Source organism: Pseudomonas fjordensis (assembly GCF_976987115.1).
In genome coordinates this window covers 6256249-6271264 of record NZ_OZ336860.1, presented here as the reverse complement: position 1 = coordinate 6271264, position 15016 = coordinate 6256249, and the positions used below count along the sequence as shown (strand labels likewise).

General features: G+C 61.7%; 16 protein-coding genes. 11 read left to right on the top strand and 5 right to left on the bottom strand.

Features of this window, described 5'->3' with window-relative positions; genetic code table 11:
• Positions 1-7 precede the first annotated feature (7 nt).
• From ACWHXD_RS28790 to fdhA, 5 genes are all read left to right on the top strand, one after another.
• A complete protein-coding gene (locus ACWHXD_RS28790) occupies positions 8-310 on the top strand; it encodes a sarcosine oxidase subunit delta (protein ID WP_003194855.1) in 303 nt (100 codons plus the stop codon).
• On the top strand, positions 307-3324 hold the full coding sequence (locus tag ACWHXD_RS28785) for a sarcosine oxidase subunit alpha (protein ID WP_138762867.1): 3018 nt from the start codon (positions 307-309) through the stop codon (positions 3322-3324). Before ACWHXD_RS28790 ends, ACWHXD_RS28785 begins: the two co-directional genes overlap by 4 nt.
• 136 nt (positions 3325-3460) lie before the next feature.
• The gene (locus tag ACWHXD_RS28780; RefSeq protein ID WP_138762866.1) at positions 3461-4093 is read left to right on the top strand and encodes a sarcosine oxidase subunit gamma; all 633 of its coding nucleotides are present in this window, start codon (positions 3461-3463) and stop codon (positions 4091-4093) included.
• A gap of 125 nt (positions 4094-4218) precedes the next feature.
• Entirely contained in the window at positions 4219-5076 is an 858-nt protein-coding gene (purU, locus tag ACWHXD_RS28775; RefSeq protein WP_014720231.1) for a formyltetrahydrofolate deformylase, read from the top strand.
• 197 nt (positions 5077-5273) lie between these two features.
• Complete coding sequence (gene fdhA, locus ACWHXD_RS28770) at positions 5274-6473, top strand: formaldehyde dehydrogenase, glutathione-independent (protein WP_014720230.1); 1200 nt, start codon at positions 5274-5276, stop codon at positions 6471-6473.
• Positions 6474-6564: 91 nt separating this feature from the next.
• Here the strand turns inward: fdhA and ACWHXD_RS28765 are convergent, their stop codons facing one another.
• Positions 6565-7023: an anti-sigma factor domain-containing protein gene (locus ACWHXD_RS28765; protein ID WP_019817428.1), complete on the bottom strand. Its 459-nt coding sequence runs from the start codon at positions 7021-7023 to the stop codon at positions 6565-6567.
• A 136-nt stretch (positions 7024-7159) separates the two neighbouring features.
• Between ACWHXD_RS28765 and ACWHXD_RS28760 the strand changes: the two genes are divergently transcribed.
• Entirely contained in the window at positions 7160-7732 is a 573-nt protein-coding gene (locus ACWHXD_RS28760; RefSeq protein WP_098950167.1) for a DUF2780 domain-containing protein, read from the top strand.
• On the opposite strand, the gene yihG is transcribed toward ACWHXD_RS28760, so the two are convergent.
• A complete protein-coding gene (gene yihG, locus ACWHXD_RS28755) occupies positions 7729-8616 on the bottom strand; it encodes a 1-acylglycerol-3-phosphate O-acyltransferase, YihG family (protein WP_032894964.1) in 888 nt (295 codons plus the stop codon). The two genes, ACWHXD_RS28760 and yihG, sit on opposite strands and share 4 nt — an antisense overlap.
• Positions 8617-8787: 171 nt before the next feature.
• Here yihG and rloA2 point away from each other — a divergent pair, with 171 nt between their 5' ends.
• Genes rloA2 through ACWHXD_RS28730 form a run of 5 tightly spaced genes read left to right on the top strand, consistent with a single transcriptional unit; the run spans position 8788 to position 12984 of the window.
• Positions 8788-9288 (top strand): retropepsin-like aspartic peptidase RloA2, encoded by a 501-nt coding sequence (gene rloA2, locus ACWHXD_RS28750; RefSeq protein WP_014720226.1) that lies wholly within the window; start codon positions 8788-8790, stop codon positions 9286-9288.
• 8 nt (positions 9289-9296) lie between these two features.
• Complete coding sequence (gene creB / locus ACWHXD_RS28745; RefSeq protein ID WP_034133934.1) at positions 9297-9965, top strand: two-component system response regulator CreB; 669 nt, start codon at positions 9297-9299, stop codon at positions 9963-9965.
• Positions 9965-11404, top strand: coding sequence for a two-component system sensor histidine kinase CreC (creC, locus tag ACWHXD_RS28740; protein WP_098950169.1), 1440 nt, complete (start codon positions 9965-9967; stop codon positions 11402-11404). The genes creB and creC overlap by 1 nt, the downstream gene beginning before the upstream one ends.
• 51 nt (positions 11405-11455) lie before the next feature.
• On the top strand, positions 11456-12805 hold the full coding sequence (gene creD, locus ACWHXD_RS28735; RefSeq protein WP_138762864.1) for a cell envelope integrity protein CreD: 1350 nt from the start codon (positions 11456-11458) through the stop codon (positions 12803-12805).
• Positions 12802-12984, top strand: coding sequence for a hypothetical protein (locus ACWHXD_RS28730; RefSeq protein WP_169918556.1), 183 nt, complete (start codon positions 12802-12804; stop codon positions 12982-12984). The genes creD and ACWHXD_RS28730 overlap by 4 nt, the downstream gene beginning before the upstream one ends.
• Here ACWHXD_RS28730 and ACWHXD_RS28725 read toward each other — a convergent pair.
• The 3 genes from ACWHXD_RS28725 to ACWHXD_RS28715 form a co-directional block, all read right to left on the bottom strand.
• The gene (locus tag ACWHXD_RS28725; protein WP_032894974.1) at positions 12969-13598 is read right to left on the bottom strand and encodes a glutathione S-transferase family protein; all 630 of its coding nucleotides are present in this window, start codon (positions 13596-13598) and stop codon (positions 12969-12971) included. The genes ACWHXD_RS28730 and ACWHXD_RS28725 overlap by 16 nt on opposite strands.
• A 106-nt stretch (positions 13599-13704) precedes the next feature.
• Complete coding sequence (locus tag ACWHXD_RS28720) at positions 13705-13875, bottom strand: DUF4175 domain-containing protein (protein WP_138762863.1); 171 nt, start codon at positions 13873-13875, stop codon at positions 13705-13707.
• Positions 13872-14975 (bottom strand): PepSY-associated TM helix domain-containing protein, encoded by a 1104-nt coding sequence (locus ACWHXD_RS28715; RefSeq protein ID WP_032894975.1) that lies wholly within the window; start codon positions 14973-14975, stop codon positions 13872-13874. The genes ACWHXD_RS28720 and ACWHXD_RS28715 overlap by 4 nt, the downstream gene beginning before the upstream one ends.
• Positions 14976-15016: the final 41 nt, after the last annotated feature.

Sequence of the window (15016 nt, the reverse complement as noted above, 5' to 3'; positions counted from 1 at the left end):
ATTCCCTATGTTGCATATCTTCTGTCCTCACTGTGGCGAACTGCGCTCCGAAGAGGAATTCCATGCGTCCGGCCAAGCGCACATCCCGCGCCCGCTGGACCCGAATGCCTGCACCGACGAGCAGTGGGGCGACTACATGTTCTTTCGCGACAACCCACGCGGGCTGCACCACGAACTGTGGATCCATGCCGCCGGTTGCCGCCAGTATTTCAACGCCACCCGCGACACTGTGACCTACGAAATTCTTGAAACCTACAAGATCGGTGAGAAGCCTCAGTTCACCGCCAAGGCCTCTGGAGAGAAGGTATGAGCCAGATCAATCGCCTGTCCAACGGTGGCCGCATCGACCGTAATAAAGTCCTGACGTTTACGTTCAACGGTCAGAGCTACAAAGGCTTTGAAGGCGACACCCTGGCCGCAGCCCTGCTGGCCAACGGCGTCGATATCATTGGCCGCAGCTTCAAGTACTCGCGCCCACGGGGCATCTTTGCCGCAGGCGCCGAAGAGCCGAACGCGGTGCTGCAGATCGGCGCCACCGAAGCCACGCAGATCCCCAACGTGCGCGCCACCCAACAGGCGCTGTACCAGGGCTTGGTCGCCACCAGCACCAACGGCTGGCCGAGCGTGAACAACGACATGATGGGCATTCTCGGCAAGGTCGGCGGCAAGCTGATGCCGCCGGGCTTCTACTACAAAACCTTCATGTACCCGCAATCGTTCTGGATGACCTACGAGAAGTACATCCGCAAGGCGGCGGGCCTTGGCCGTTCGCCCACCGAGAACGATCCGGACACCTACGACAACTTCAACCGTCATTGCGATGTGCTGGTGGTCGGTGCAGGCCCATCCGGCCTGGCAGCGGCACTGGCGGCGGCGCGCAGCGGTGCCCGTGTGATCATCGCCGACGAGCAAGAGGAATTTGGTGGCTCGCTGCTCGATTCCCGTGAAAGCCTCGACGGCAAGCCTGCCACTGAATGGGTCGCCAGCGTCATTGCCGAATTGAAAGCCCTGCCGGACGTGGTGCTGCTGCCCCGCGCCACCGTCAACGGCTACCACGACCATAACTTCCTGACCATTCACGAACGCCTGACCGACCACCTGGGTGACCGTGCGCCGATTGGCGTGGTGCGTCAGCGTATCCACCGCGTACGTGCCAAGCGTGTGGTGCTGGCCACCGGTGCGTGCGAGCGTCCGCTGGTGTACGGCAACAACGATGTGCCGGGCAATATGCTCGCAGGTGCGATCTCTACCTACGTGCGTCGTTATGGCGTGGCACCGGGTAAAAAGCTGGTGCTGTCGACCAACAATGACCATGCCTATCGCGTAGCGCTGGACTGGTTCGATGCGGGCCTCACCGTTGTCGCGGTGGCCGATGCGCGCCACAACCCACGCGGTGCACTGGTGGAAGAAGCCCGTGCCAAAGGTATCCGCATCCTCACCGGCAGCGCCGTGATCGAAGCCCGTGGCAGCAAGCACGTGACCGGTGCCCGCGTGGCGGCCATCGACGTCAAGGCGCATAAAGTCACCAGCCCCGGCGAGTGGCTGGACTGTGACCTGGTCGCCAGCTCCGGCGGTTACAGCCCGGTGGTGCACCTGGCCTCGCACCTGGGCGGCAAGCCGACCTGGCGTGAAGATATCCTCGGTTTTGTACCGGGCGAAGCTCCACAAAAACGCGTGTGCGTGGGCGGCATCAACGGTGTCTACGGCCTTGGCGATTCCCTCGCCGATGGCTTTGAAGGTGGCGTGCGTGCGGCCAGCGAAGCCGGTTTTGCCCCGGTTGAAGGCACGCTGCCAAAAGCCTTGAGCCGTCTTGAAGAACCAACCCTGGCGCTGTTCCAGGTGCCCCACGAAAAAGCCACTGCACGGGCGCCAAAGCAATTTGTCGACCTGCAAAACGACGTGACCGCCGCCGCCATCGAACTGGCCACCCGCGAAGGTTTCGAGTCGGTGGAGCACGTCAAACGCTACACCGCGCTGGGCTTCGGCACCGACCAGGGCAAGCTGGGTAACGTCAACGGCCTGGCCATCGCCGCCCGTTCGCTGAACGTGACCATCCCGCAGATGGGCACCACCATGTTCCGTCCCAACTACACGCCGGTGACATTCGGCGCCGTAGCGGGCCGTCACTGTGGGCACATTTTCGAACCGGTGCGCTACACCGCTCTGCAAGCCTGGCACGTGAAGAACGGCGCCGAGTTTGAAGACGTCGGCCAGTGGAAACGCCCGTGGTATTTCCCGCGTAACGGTGAAGATCTGCACGCCGCAGTGAAGCGCGAATGCCTGGCGGTGCGTGACAGCGTCGGCCTGCTGGACGCGTCCACCCTCGGCAAGATCGACATTCAAGGCCCGGATGCCCGCGAGTTCCTGAACCGTATCTACAGCAACGCCTGGACCAAGCTCGACGTGGGCAAGGCGCGCTACGGCCTGATGTGCAAGGAAGATGGCATGGTCTTCGACGACGGCGTGACGGCCTGTCTGGCCGACAACCACTTCCTGATGACCACCACCACTGGCGGCGCCGCCCGCGTATTGCAGTGGCTGGAAATCTACCAGCAGACCGAATGGCCGGACCTCAAGGTGTACTTCACCTCGGTCACCGACCATTGGGCAACCATGACCCTGTCGGGCCCCAACAGCCGTAAGCTGCTGGCGGAAGTCACCGACATCGACCTGGACAAGGACGGCTTCCCGTTCATGACCTGGAAAGAAGGCCTGGTGGGCGGCGTGCCGGCGCGGGTGTTCCGTATCTCGTTTACCGGTGAGCTGTCGTACGAAGTCAACGTGCAGGCCGACTACGCCATGGGCGTGCTGGAAAAAATCGTCGAGGCCGGCAAAAAGTACAACCTGACCCCGTACGGCACCGAGACCATGCACGTACTGCGCGCCGAGAAGGGCTTCATCATCGTCGGGCAAGACACCGACGGCTCGATGACCCCGGACGACCTGAACATGGGCTGGTGCGTCGGCCGTACCAAACCGTTCTCGTGGATCGGCTGGCGTGGGATGAACCGTGAAGACTGCGTGCGTGAAGAGCGCAAGCAGTTGGTGGGACTCAAGCCGATCGATCCGAATGTGTGGCTGCCGGAAGGCGCGCAGTTGGTGTTCGATCCGAAGCAGACGATCCCGATGAAGATGGTGGGTCACGTTACCTCAAGTTATGCACATAACTCCCTGGGCTATTCGTTTGCCATGGGTGTGGTGAAGGGCGGCTTGAAGCGCATCGGCGAGCGGGTGTTCTCGCCGCAAGCGGATGGCAGCGTGATCGAGGCCGAGATTGTGTCTTCGGTGTTCTTTGACCCGAAAGGCGATCGCCAGAACATCTGACACCTGATCGTTCCCACGCTCCGCGTGGGAATGCATTCCGGGGCGCTCTGCGCCCCAAGAGCGGACGCAGAGCGTCCATGGTGGCATCCCCACGCAGAGCGTGGGAACGATCAACAGAATTCAGAACAGGTGCTTTATGACAGCAGCCAATGTTTACCAACAACGCCCCACCACCGGTGCCAAGGCCGAGTCGTCGCTGCACCATGCCGACCTCGCCAGCCTGGTGGGCAAGGGCCGCAAGAATGCCGGCGTGACCGTGCGTGAAAAGAAACTCCTCGGCCACCTGACCATCCGTGGCGATGGCCATGACGCCGCCTTCGCCGCTGGCGTACACAAGGCCGTCGGCATTGAACTGCCCGGCCCCCTGAGCGTGGTCTTCAAGGGTGAAACCAGCCTGCAGTGGCTCGGCCCGGATGAGTGGCTGTTGATCGTGCCGAGCGGTGAAGAATTTGCCGCCGAGCAAAACCTGCGCGCTGCCCTGGGCGACCTGCATATCCAGATCGTCAACGTCAGCGGCGGCCAGCAGATTCTCGAACTGAGCGGCCCGAATGTGCGCGATGTGCTGATGAAGTCCACCAGCTACGACGTGCACCCCAACAACTTCCCGGTCGGCAAGGCCGTGGGTACGGTGTTCGCCAAGTCGCAACTGGTGATCCGTCATACCAGCGAGGACACCTGGGAACTGCTGATCCGTCGCAGCTTCTCGGATTACTGGTGGTTGTGGTTGCAGGATGCCTCGGCCGAGTTTGGCCTGAGTGTTGTCGCATGATGATCATTCCCACGCTCCGCGTGGGAATGCATACCGGGACGCTCTGCGTCCCAAAAGCGGACGCAGAGCGTCCATGGCGGCATTCCCACGCAAAGCGTGGGAACGATCAGCCTGAGGAGTGACCTATGAGCCGCGCACCCGATACATGGATTTTGACCGCCGACTGCCCCAGCGTGCTCGGCACGGTGGACGCGGTCACCCGCTACCTGTTCGAGCAGGGCTGCTACGTCACCGAGCACCATTCGTTCGATGACCGCCTTTCTGGCCGGTTTTTCATTCGTGTGGAGTTCCGCCAGCCCGACGGTTTCGACGAGCAAGCCTTTCGCGCAGGTCTGGCGACCCGTGGCGAAGCGTTTGGCATGATCTTCGAACTGACGGCGCCGAACTACCGGCCCAAAGTGGTGATCATGGTCTCCAAGGCCGATCACTGCCTGAACGACCTGCTGTATCGCCAGCGCATCGGCCAGTTGTCGATGGATGTGGTCGCGGTGGTGTCCAACCACCCTGATCTCAAACCGTTGGCCGACTGGCACCAGATTCCCTACTACCATTTCCCCCTGGACCCCAACGACAAACCGTCCCAGGAGCGTCAGGTGTGGCAGGTGATTGAAGACACCGGCGCCGAATTGGTGATCCTTGCGCGCTACATGCAAGTGCTGTCACCGGAGTTGTGCCGCAAGCTGGACGGCAAGGCCATCAACATTCACCACTCGTTGCTGCCGGGCTTCAAGGGCGCCAAGCCGTATCACCAGGCGTACAACAAGGGCGTGAAACTGGTGGGCGCCACGGCGCATTACATCAACAACGATCTGGATGAAGGGCCGATCATCGCCCAAGGCGTGGAGGTGGTAGATCACAGCCACTATCCCGAAGACTTGATTGCCAAGGGCCGCGATATCGAAGGGCTCACATTGGCGCGGGCGGTGGGGTATCACATTGAGCGGCGGGTGTTCTTGAATGCCAATCGCACGGTGGTGCTCTGACTGACGCCTTCGCGAGCAAGCCCGCTCCCACATTCGACAGCATTCCAAGGTTGGAACCCGATCAACTGTGGGAGGGGGCTTGCTCCCGAAGAGGCCCTTACAAGCAACACAAGAAACAGCATCTGTACCCGAGCACTCAACGCGCTGCCCATCCAAGCGGCAACGCAGTTCCATAAAAACAACAGCGAGGTGAAAGCATGTCTGGTAATCGTGGTGTCGTGTATCTCGGCAACGGCAAGGTCGAAGTACAGAAAATCGACTATCCCAAAATGCAGGACCCCCGTGGCAGGAAGATTGAGCACGGCGTCATCCTGCGCGTGGTCTCCACCAACATCTGCGGCTCCGACCAACACATGGTGCGCGGCCGCACCACGGCCCAGACCGGCCTGGTGCTGGGTCATGAAATCACCGGTGAAGTGATCGAGAAGGGCAGCGACGTCGAGAACCTGAAAATCGGTGACCTGGTGTCCGTGCCCTTCAACGTGGCGTGCGGCCGCTGCCGCTCCTGCAAGGAACAACACACCGGCGTCTGCCTGACCGTCAACCCGGCCCGGGCCGGTGGTGCCTACGGCTACGTGGACATGGGCGACTGGACCGGCGGCCAGGCCGAGTACGTGCTGGTGCCGTATGCCGACTTCAACCTGCTGAAACTGCCGGACCGCGACAAGGCCATGGAGAAAATCCGTGACCTGACCTGCCTCTCCGACATCCTGCCCACCGGCTATCACGGCGCCGTCACGGCCGGTGTTGGCCCAGGCAGCACCGTGTACATCGCCGGCGCCGGCCCGGTGGGTCTGGCGGCTGCGGCCTCCGCTCGTTTGCTGGGTGCCGCGGTGGTGATCATCGGCGACGTCAATTCAATCCGCCTGGCCCACGCCAAGGCCCAGGGTTTTGAAGTGGTCGACCTGTCCACCGATACCCCTCTGCACGAACAGATTGCCGCGTTGCTCGGCGAGCCGGAAGTGGATTGCGCCGTTGACTGCGTAGGCTTTGAAGCACGCGGCCACGGCCACGATGGCGTCAAGGCCGAAGCCCCGGCCACGGTGCTCAACTCGCTGATGGGCGTGGTGCGCGTCGCGGGCAAGATCGGTATCCCAGGCCTGTATGTGACCGAAGACCCAGGTGCTGTCGATGCCGCCGCGAAAATGGGTAGCCTGAGCATTCGCTTTGGCCTGGGCTGGGCCAAATCCCACAGCTTCCACACCGGGCAGACGCCGGTGATGAAGTACAATCGCCAACTGATGCAGGCGATCATGTGGGACCGTATCAACATTGCCGAGATCGTCGGCGTGCAGGTGATCAGCCTGGATGACGCGCCACGCGGGTATGGCGAGTTCGATGCGGGTGTGCCGAAGAAGTTTGTGATTGATCCGCACAAATTGTTCAGCGCCGCGTAAGCATTGGCCAAATGAAAAGGGCGACCCACGGGTCGCCCTTATTCGTTGCCTGGAGCCAATTTTCAAGGCACTGATGAGCCAATGTGGGAGATCAGCGAGTGGCCAATGCACCCTGGTAAACGGTCGGGCCTGTTGGCTGCTTGCTCACCGAGCCACCCTTGGTCTCCGAACTCACCATCAATTCCACCGGTTTGCTGATGGTTTCCTGTTGGCGTGGGTTCAGGCCAATGATGCCTTTGCCATCCTCGGGCAACAGGCCAAGGGACACCGGTGTGCCGTCTTTGGGAATCGCCCAGAGTTCAAGGCTTTGGTCTGGTGCTGGCGCCGTGGAGGCAATCGGTTCTACTTCCAGGTAATCCTTGTGGGCCATGATTTGTGCGGCCGGCTGCTGGGTCGTGGTCACCAACGTTGCCGCGGATTTGACGCTGTCCTGGGTGTAGAGCGCGCCGCCGATACCGGCAACCACCACCACGCAGGCGCCGATGAACAGGCGAGGGCGGCTCCAGAACGCAGGCTTGTGCTCAATCACTGGGGGTTGGATCGCAGTCATAAGTCTCTTCTCGACAAATTTTGTAGTCAGTTCATGGACCCGCTTATCCCCGATGGGTTCCTGAGGGGCTCCGGAACAACCGACGGGTTACCCAGTCCAACGCCTGCGTTTACCCCTATACCCAGAGGTTGTTTCGATGAAGATTTCACGCGGTTTTGCCCTGTCCTGCCTGTTGACCGTGGCCGCCGGCCCGGTGTTCGCCGCAGGTTTCAGCCTTGGCGATGCAGCCAACGCCATTTCCGGCATGCAGGGTGGCAACAACAAGGCCGCTGCCGCCGCGCCTACGTCGGAAACGGCCGACCTGCTGACGGCCCTGACCTCGCAACTGAACATCACCCCCGAGCAAGCGGTGGGCGGCACGGGTGCCATGCTGGGTCTGGCCAAGAACAAACTCAGTGGCAACGACTTCTCGCAGTTGAGTAGCACTGTGCCGGGGCTGGACAAGTTATCGGGTAATAACGCATTGGGCAGCCTCGGTGCCTTGAGCGGGATGCTCGGCCAAACCGGCGGCAGCAAGACCAGCGGCCTGGACGGCCTGCTGGGTAACGTGAAAAGCACCAATGACTTGAACACCGCCTTCAGCGCCCTGGGCATGGACAGCGGCATGGTCGGCCAGTTTGCCCCGGTGATTTTGCAATACCTGGGCGGCGAGGGTGCCAACAGCTCCGTACTGGGCAAATTGGCTCAGGCGTGGGGCACCGGCAGCTAAAGAGGCTCCTCGCGCAGTTGTTCGATGCGCGCATCCTTTTCCATCCAGAGCTGGTTGACCCAGTTCTGGACGGTCTGGCGAAACGCCGGATCATTCTCGTAATCCCCTTGCCACAACGCCGGGTCCAGTTCGCGGGTGCGGATATCCACGATCACCTTCGGCACCGCGCCGCTGATCAAGTCCCAGAAGCCCGGAATCTTTTGCTGCGGGTACACCACGGTCACGTCGAGGATCGCGTCCAACTGTTCGCCCATCGCCGCCAGCACAAAGGCCACACCGCCCGCCTTGGGCTTGAGCAACCGGTTATACGGTGAAGCCTGTTGCGTGCGCTTGGCCTCGTTGAACCGCGTGCCCTCCAGGTAATTGACCACCGTGACCGGCTGGCGCTTGAACAGCTCGCAGGCCTCCTTGGTGATCTTCAGATCCTGCCCTGCCAGCTCCGGGTGCTTGGCCAGGAACGCCTTGGTGTAGCGTTTCATGAAGGGGTAATCCAACGCCCACCAGGCCAGGCCGAGAAAGGGCACCCAGATCAGTTCTTTTTTCAGGAAGAACTTGAAGAACGGCGTGCGCCGGTTCAATGCCTGGATCAGCGCGGGAATATCGACCCAGGATTGGTGGTTGCTGATCACCAGGTAAGAGGTATCGCCGCGCAGGTCCTCGCCACCGCGAATATCCCATTGGGTGGGGATGCACGCGGCGAAGATCAGCTTGTCGATCTCGGCCCAGGTCTCGGCGATCCACATCACCGCCCATGAGGCATAGTCACGCGAGCGCCCTGGCGCCACCAGCTTGAGCAGGGCGAAGACCATCAAGGGGCCGATCAGGATCAGCGTGTTGAGTAACAGCAGCAGTGTAACCAGACAGCCGGTGAGCAGGCGGCGCATAAGCAACTCTTGGAATTCTGTGGGCGGGCCATGATAAGCAAGGTGAGTCTAGAGGCCAAATCGCAAAATCGCGCACGAATGTTTCACACTGTGCGCGATATGCTCGGTCATCCAACTAAGTGCTGTGTTTGCGGTCTAGACTCCGCCCACTTCTTTCGAGGAAATCCTGCCGTGAAATTACTCCTTGCCGCGTTTGCCCTGGTTGCCGTACCTGTCATGGCGGCCGAGCCGACCCTTTACGGTCGCTACGAATACATCCAGTTGCCGGAGATCGGCCAGACCTTCAAGGCCAAGATGGACACCGGCGCGCTGACCGCCTCGCTGTCGGCGCGTGACATCGAAACCTTTCAGCGCGACGGCGATGATTGGGTACGCTTCCGCCTCGGCGGTGAGGACGCCGGTAACAAGGTGTATGAGCACAAGGTGTCGCGCATCAGCAAGATCAAGAGCCGCGCCGACGAAGATGATGACAAGGACGAAGCCAGCGTGGCCAAGCGCCCGGTGATCGACCTGGAAATGTGCCTGGGAGACGTCAAGCGCACCGTCGAGGTCAACCTTACTGACCGCAGCAGTTTCAACTACCCACTGCTGATTGGCGCCAAGGCCCTGCGTGAGTTTGGTGCTGCGGTAAACCCGGCGCGTCGTTACACTGCCGACAAACCGGACTGCTGATTGAGCCCATGCCGCACATCCTGATTGTCGAAGACGAAGCGGCGATAGCCGACACGCTGATCTTTGCCCTGCAAGGCGAAGGCTTCACCACCACCTGGCTGACGCTCGGCCAGGCGGCGCTGGAGCATCAGCGCCAGACCCCGGCGGACCTGGTCATCCTCGACATCGGCCTGCCGGACATCACCGGCTTTGAAACCTGCAAGCAATTGCGCCGCTTCAGCGAAGTGCCGGTGATGTTCCTCAGTGCCCGGGATGCCGAGATCGACCGGGTAGTGGGGCTGGAGATCGGCGCCGATGATTACGTGGTCAAGCCTTTCAGCCCGCGGGAAGTGGCGGCGCGGGTCCGGGCGATTCTCAAGCGGGTCGGCCCGGGTGTGGCGCCGACGCTGTTCCAGGTAGACCTGGAACGCATGCAGATTCTCTATCGCGGCCAACCCTTGAGCCTCACGCGCCATGAGTTCCGCCTGCTGCAAAGCCTGCTGGAGCAACCCGAGCGTGTGTTCAGCCGCGAGCAACTGCTGGACGCGGTGGGCGTACCTGCCGATGCCGGTTACGAGCGCAATATCGACAGCCATATCAAAAGCCTGCGCAGCAAGCTTCGGAGCGTGGCGGCGGATGCCGAGCCGATCCAGACCCATCGTGGCCTTGGCTATAGCTACAGCCCGAGCCACAGCTGATGCGCCTGGGGCTGCGGATTTTCCTGGTGTATGCGCTGTTTATCGGCCTGACCGGCTACTTCGTGCTCAACACCGTGATGAAGGAAATCCGCCCCGGCGTGCGCCAGTCCACCGAAGAAACATTGGTGGACACCGCCAACCTGTTGGCCGAGATCCTGCGCGAGGACGTGAAGAACGGCACCCTCGGCCAGAGTCATTGGCCTGCGCTGCTCAAGGCTTATGGCAACCGTCAACCGGGTGCGGTGATCTGGGGGCTGCCGAAGAACCAGGTCAACCATCGCATCTACGTGACCGACGCCAAGGGCAGGGTATTGCTCGACTCCAGCGGTGAAGCGGTGGGCCAGGACTATTCGAAATGGAACGACGTGTACCTGACCCTGCGTGGCGAATACGGTGCGCGCTCCACCCGCAGTGACGCGGACGATGCCACCTCATCGGTGATGCACGTGGGGGCGCCGATTCGCGATAACGGCCAGATCATCGGTGTGGTCACGGTGGCCAAGCCCAACAGCTCGTTGCAGCCCTACGTGGATCGCACTGAGCGGCGCCTGTTGTGGTACGGCGCCGGGCTGGTCACCCTGGGGCTGCTGCTGGGCGCGCTATTGTCGTGGTGGCTGACGGCGGCGCTCAGGCGCCTTACCGCCTATGCCGAAGCCGTGAGCGAGGGCCACCGCGCCGAGTTGCCGCATTACCGCGGCGGCGAGCTCAAGCAGTTGTCCACCGCCGTGGAACACATGCGCACGCAGCTGGAAGGCAAGGCTTACGTAGAGCGCTACGTGCACACGCTGACCCATGAATTGAAAAGCCCATTGGCGGCGATTCGCGGAGCGGCGGAGCTGTTGCAGGGTGACATGAGCCGCGAGCAGCAGCAGCGTTTTGTCGGCAATATCGACAGCGAAAGCGCGCGCCTGCAACAGTTGATCGAACGCCTGTTGAACCTGGCCCAGGTGGAGCAGCGCCAGGGTCTGGAGGAGCAGTCGAGCATTCCTTTGGCCGCGCTGGTTGAGGATGTGCTCAAGGCTCAATGTGCGCGGATCGAAGGCGCCGGCTTGCACGTCGAGCAGGCCATCGCCGCTGATGTGAAGGTGGTTGGCGAACCCTTCCTGCTGCGCCAGGCCCTGGGCAACCTGTTGGACAATGCCCTGGATTTCACCCCGCCGGGCGGCACGCTGAGGTTCAGCGCCCAGGTGCAGCATCACGAGGTGCAGGTCAGCCTGTTCAACCAGGCGCAGGCAATTCCCGACTACGCCTTGCCGCGCCTGAGCGAGCGCTTCTACTCGCTGCCGCGCCCGGCCAGCGGGCGCAAAAGTACGGGCCTGGGGCTCAACTTTGTCGAGGAGGTGATGAAGCTGCACGGCGGCTCGTTGCAGATCGGCAACGTACCCGGCGGCGTGCGAGCGGTGCTGCATCTCCACACAGTCTCCACATTGCCCACATAAGTCCCCCATACCGGCTGGGCAGACTCTCCCCATCAAAACAGGGAGAGACCCATGAACCGCAACCTGCTTTTCAAATTGGGCGCGATTGCGCTGCTGATCCTGCTGTTGCTCATTCCGTTGCTGATGATCAACGGCATCATCAGCGACCGTCAGCAATTGCGCGACGGCGTGTTGATGGACATTGCCCGCAGTTCAAGCTTTGCCCAGCGCCTCACCGGGCCGGTGATGGTGGTGCCGTATCGCAAGACCGTGCGTGAGTGGAAGCTCAATGAGAAGCTCAACAAACGCTACGAAGAAACCCGTGAAGAACGCGGCCGTCTGTATTTCCTGCCGGACCGTTTTGAGCTCGACGGCAAGGTGCAAACCGAACTGCGCTCGCGGGGGATCTACCAGGCGCGGTTGTTCCATGCCGACAACCGTATCAGCGGGCGTTTCGAGTTGCCTGCGCAGTTGGGGATCACCGAAGACTTTGCCGATTACCGCTTTGAACCGGCGTTTCTGGCGGTGGGCATCAGCGATATTCGCGGCATTGAAAACGCGCTGAAACTGGAACTGAGCGAGCAGCGGCTGGAGTTCTCGCCAGGCTCTCAAGTCGACTGGCTGGGCGAGGGCGTGCATGTGACGCTGCCCGAGCAAGACAGCAAGAAACCCGCCGTGGTGGAGTTCGCCTTCGACCTGCGCCTGCAAGGCACCGAGCAACTGCAAGTGGTGCCCGTGGGCAAGACCAGCCAGGTGTCACTGGCGTCCAACTGGCCGCACCCGAGCTTTATCGGCAACTTCCTGCCGGCTCAACGTGACGTCACCGACCAGGGTTTCAGCGCCAATTGGCAAACGACATTCTTCTCCACCAACCTGGAACAAGCCCTGCAGAACTGCCTGGACGGGCAAGGCTGTGAAAACTTCAGCAACCGCAGCTTTGGCGTTAACTTCATCGACCCGGTAGACCAGTACCTCAAGAGCGACCGGGCGATTAAATATGCGCTGTTGTTTATCGCCCTGACCTTTGCCGGCTTCTTCCTCTTCGAGGTGCTCAAGAGTCTGGCGGTGCACCCGATCCAGTACGCTTTAGTGGGCGTCGCACTGGCGTTCTTCTACCTGCTGCTGTTGTCGTTGTCCGAGCATCTGGGCTTTGCCCTGGCCTACCTGATATCTGCCAGCGCCTGTGTGCTGTTGATCGGCTTCTACGTGTGCCATGTGCTGCGCAGCGTTGCCCACGGCCTGGGGTTTTCGGCTGGGCTGGCGGCGCTGTATGGCTTGCTGTACGGGTTGCTCAGTGCCGAGGATTACGCGCTGTTGATGGGCTCGCTGTTGCTGTTTGGCTTGCTGGGCACGGTGATGGTGCTGACACGCAAGCTGGATTGGTATGGGGTGGGTAAACGCAAGGTGGAGCAAGGGCAATGATCGGACTGCGCGAAGACCAGCAAATGAAAGCCAAGATGGTCAACTTCCTCGCCAACGCCACCTTCCACTGTAGGAGCGAGCTTGCTCGCGAAGAACGCAAGAACACCGCGTTTAACCAGACGACCCGCGTTATCGTTGATGATTTTCGCGAGCAAGCTCGCTCCTACAGAGGCGGCTGAGTCTGCTGCATCGAAGGCCGCTGGCTGACCTCGGCGTACCAGGCGGCGAGCTTGGGAGTGTCCGAGCGCCATTGCAGATCCGGGTGGCGAAAGTCGATATAGCCCAGTGCACAGGCCACGCTGATGGCGGCGATGTCGAAGTGGCTGGCCAGTTCGGCAATGGCGTCCCGCTCCAGTTCGGTGAGGGCGCGGCGGATCTTGTTGCGCTGTTCTTCCAGCCAGGGCGCCCAGTGTTTTTCTGGCGGGCGCATGGCGGTTTCGTAACGCACCAGCACGGCGGCATCCATGATGCCGTCAGCCATCGACGCCAGGGTCAGGCGCCGCCAGCGGGCCGAGCCGTCGCGGGGGATCAGCGGGTTGCCGACATGCTGGTGGTCGAAGTAATCGAGGATCACCCGGCTGTCGTGCAGTACCGAACCGTCGGCCAGGCGCAGGGCCGGGATTTTGCCGGTGGGGTTGCCTTGCACCACATCGGCGTCCGGGGTGATGGGCGTGGGCATGCAAGCGTGCAGGGCCACGCGGTCCTGTTGGCCGGTCTCGATCAGCAGCACGCGGACTTTGCGCACGAAGGGTGACGCCGGGTTGTGGAACAAGGTCATGCTGGGCGCGGACATGGGCATTCCTCTGTAGGAGCGAGCTTGCTCGCGAATAACGCCAACGATAACGCAGCTCGCTTGGTTTAACGCGGTGCTCTCGGGTTTTTCGCGAGCAAGCTCGCTCCTACAGCAGTTTGTAGACGGCAATGGCCGCGGGTATGCCCAACCCGACCCAACTCAAAGAATCCCACCACCCATCCCCCAGCAGCGCCGCAAACAACCCGGCAGCACTGAGCAGGCCAATCCCCAGCGGTAGGGCAAACACCTTCCAGAAATTCGACTGCCGCGGCTTCATACCTTGGCCGCCTTGCGCCGCACGATCCATAAGTAAATGCCGCTCACCAGCACGATGATGGTCAACACATCCAGCACCGCCCACAGGACCTTCATCGGCATGCCGCCGTAATCACCAAAATGCAGGGGTTGGGACATGCCCATGGCGTCCATGTACCAAGGCCGTTCGGCGATGGCGGTGACGGCCAGGGTACTGGCGTCGATCAGGACCGGTGTCAGCAAGTGGGAGGTCAGGTGCGTGCTGCCTTTCATGAACACAGCGTAGTGATGTTCGCTGGAAAAGCGCGTGCCGGGGAAGGCGATAAAGTCTGGCTCCATACCCGGTGCGGCCTTGGCGGCAATGCTCAACAGCTCGGTGGCGGGTGCGCGCTGGGTCAGCGGCGGGGCGCTCTTGTAGGGTTCGATCATGGCGCTGAGGCTGTCCTGGCGCCAGGCGGCGATGATCAGGTCGGCGCAGGCGCTGATCACGCCGGTTACCCCCACCACCAGCGCCCAGGTCAAAGTGACCACGCCGATCAGGTTGTGCAGGTCGAGCCAGCGCAGGCGAGTGGACTTGTCCTGGCGCACGGTGGCGAACTTCAAGCGGCGCATGAACGGCAGGTACAACACCGTGCCCGAGATAATCGCCAGCACAAACAGAAGGCCCATGAACGCCAGCAACAACTTGCCCGGCAGCCCGGCAAACATATCCACATGCAGGCGCAGCAGGAACAGGGTGAAGCCCCCATTGGCAGACGGCATTTCGACGGTTTCGCCAGTGCGGGCATCGAGCATGAAGGTGTGCGACGAGTTCGGCTCCGTGCCGGCGGTGGCCGCCATGATCGCGATCACGCCGTTGTTGTCGTCTTCGTCCCAGGCCAGGTACTGCATGGCCTCGCCGGGGCGATGGGCCTGGGCTTTGGCTACAAGCTGCTCGAGGTTGAGCCGGGGCGTATCGGCAGGCATCTGCGCCAGTTCGGGCTCGTTGCCCAGCAGGTGGTCGATTTCGTGGTGAAACACCAACGGCAGGCCGGTGAGGGCGAGCAGCAGCAGGAATACGGTGCAGATCAGGCTGGTCCAGGTGTGGATGAAGGACCAGCGGCGGATGGTTTTGCTTTTCATTGTCTAGCCTTCAGATGCACCAAAGCCGCCCTGTTGGGCGG

Bases quoted from the DNA above. Each gene is read 5' to 3' on its own strand.
- creD (WP_138762864.1), top strand. From the start codon at position 11,456: ATGAACCGCAACCTGCTTTTCAAATTGGGCGCGATTGCGCTGCTGATC.
- ACWHXD_RS28715 (WP_032894975.1), bottom strand. From the start codon at position 14,975: ATGAAAAGCAAAACCATCCGCCGCTGGTCCTTCATCCACACCTGGACC.
- fdhA (WP_014720230.1), top strand. From the start codon at position 5,274: ATGTCTGGTAATCGTGGTGTCGTGTATCTCGGCAACGGCAAGGTCGAA.
- ACWHXD_RS28790 (WP_003194855.1), top strand. From the start codon at position 8: ATGTTGCATATCTTCTGTCCTCACTGTGGCGAACTGCGCTCCGAAGAG.
- ACWHXD_RS28785 (WP_138762867.1), top strand. From the start codon at position 307: ATGAGCCAGATCAATCGCCTGTCCAACGGTGGCCGCATCGACCGTAAT.
- ACWHXD_RS28720 (WP_138762863.1), bottom strand. From the start codon at position 13,875: ATGAAGCCGCGGCAGTCGAATTTCTGGAAGGTGTTTGCCCTACCGCTG.
- creB (WP_034133934.1), top strand. From the start codon at position 9,297: ATGCCGCACATCCTGATTGTCGAAGACGAAGCGGCGATAGCCGACACG.
- ACWHXD_RS28730 (WP_169918556.1), top strand. From the start codon at position 12,802: ATGATCGGACTGCGCGAAGACCAGCAAATGAAAGCCAAGATGGTCAAC.
- ACWHXD_RS28765 (WP_019817428.1), bottom strand. From the start codon at position 7,023: ATGACTGCGATCCAACCCCCAGTGATTGAGCACAAGCCTGCGTTCTGG.
- ACWHXD_RS28725 (WP_032894974.1), bottom strand. From the start codon at position 13,598: ATGTCCGCGCCCAGCATGACCTTGTTCCACAACCCGGCGTCACCCTTC.
- yihG (WP_032894964.1), bottom strand. From the start codon at position 8,616: ATGCGCCGCCTGCTCACCGGCTGTCTGGTTACACTGCTGCTGTTACTC.
- ACWHXD_RS28780 (WP_138762866.1), top strand. From the start codon at position 3,461: ATGACAGCAGCCAATGTTTACCAACAACGCCCCACCACCGGTGCCAAG.
- ACWHXD_RS28760 (WP_098950167.1), top strand. From the start codon at position 7,160: ATGAAGATTTCACGCGGTTTTGCCCTGTCCTGCCTGTTGACCGTGGCC.
- creC (WP_098950169.1), top strand. From the start codon at position 9,965: ATGCGCCTGGGGCTGCGGATTTTCCTGGTGTATGCGCTGTTTATCGGC.
- purU (WP_014720231.1), top strand. From the start codon at position 4,219: ATGAGCCGCGCACCCGATACATGGATTTTGACCGCCGACTGCCCCAGC.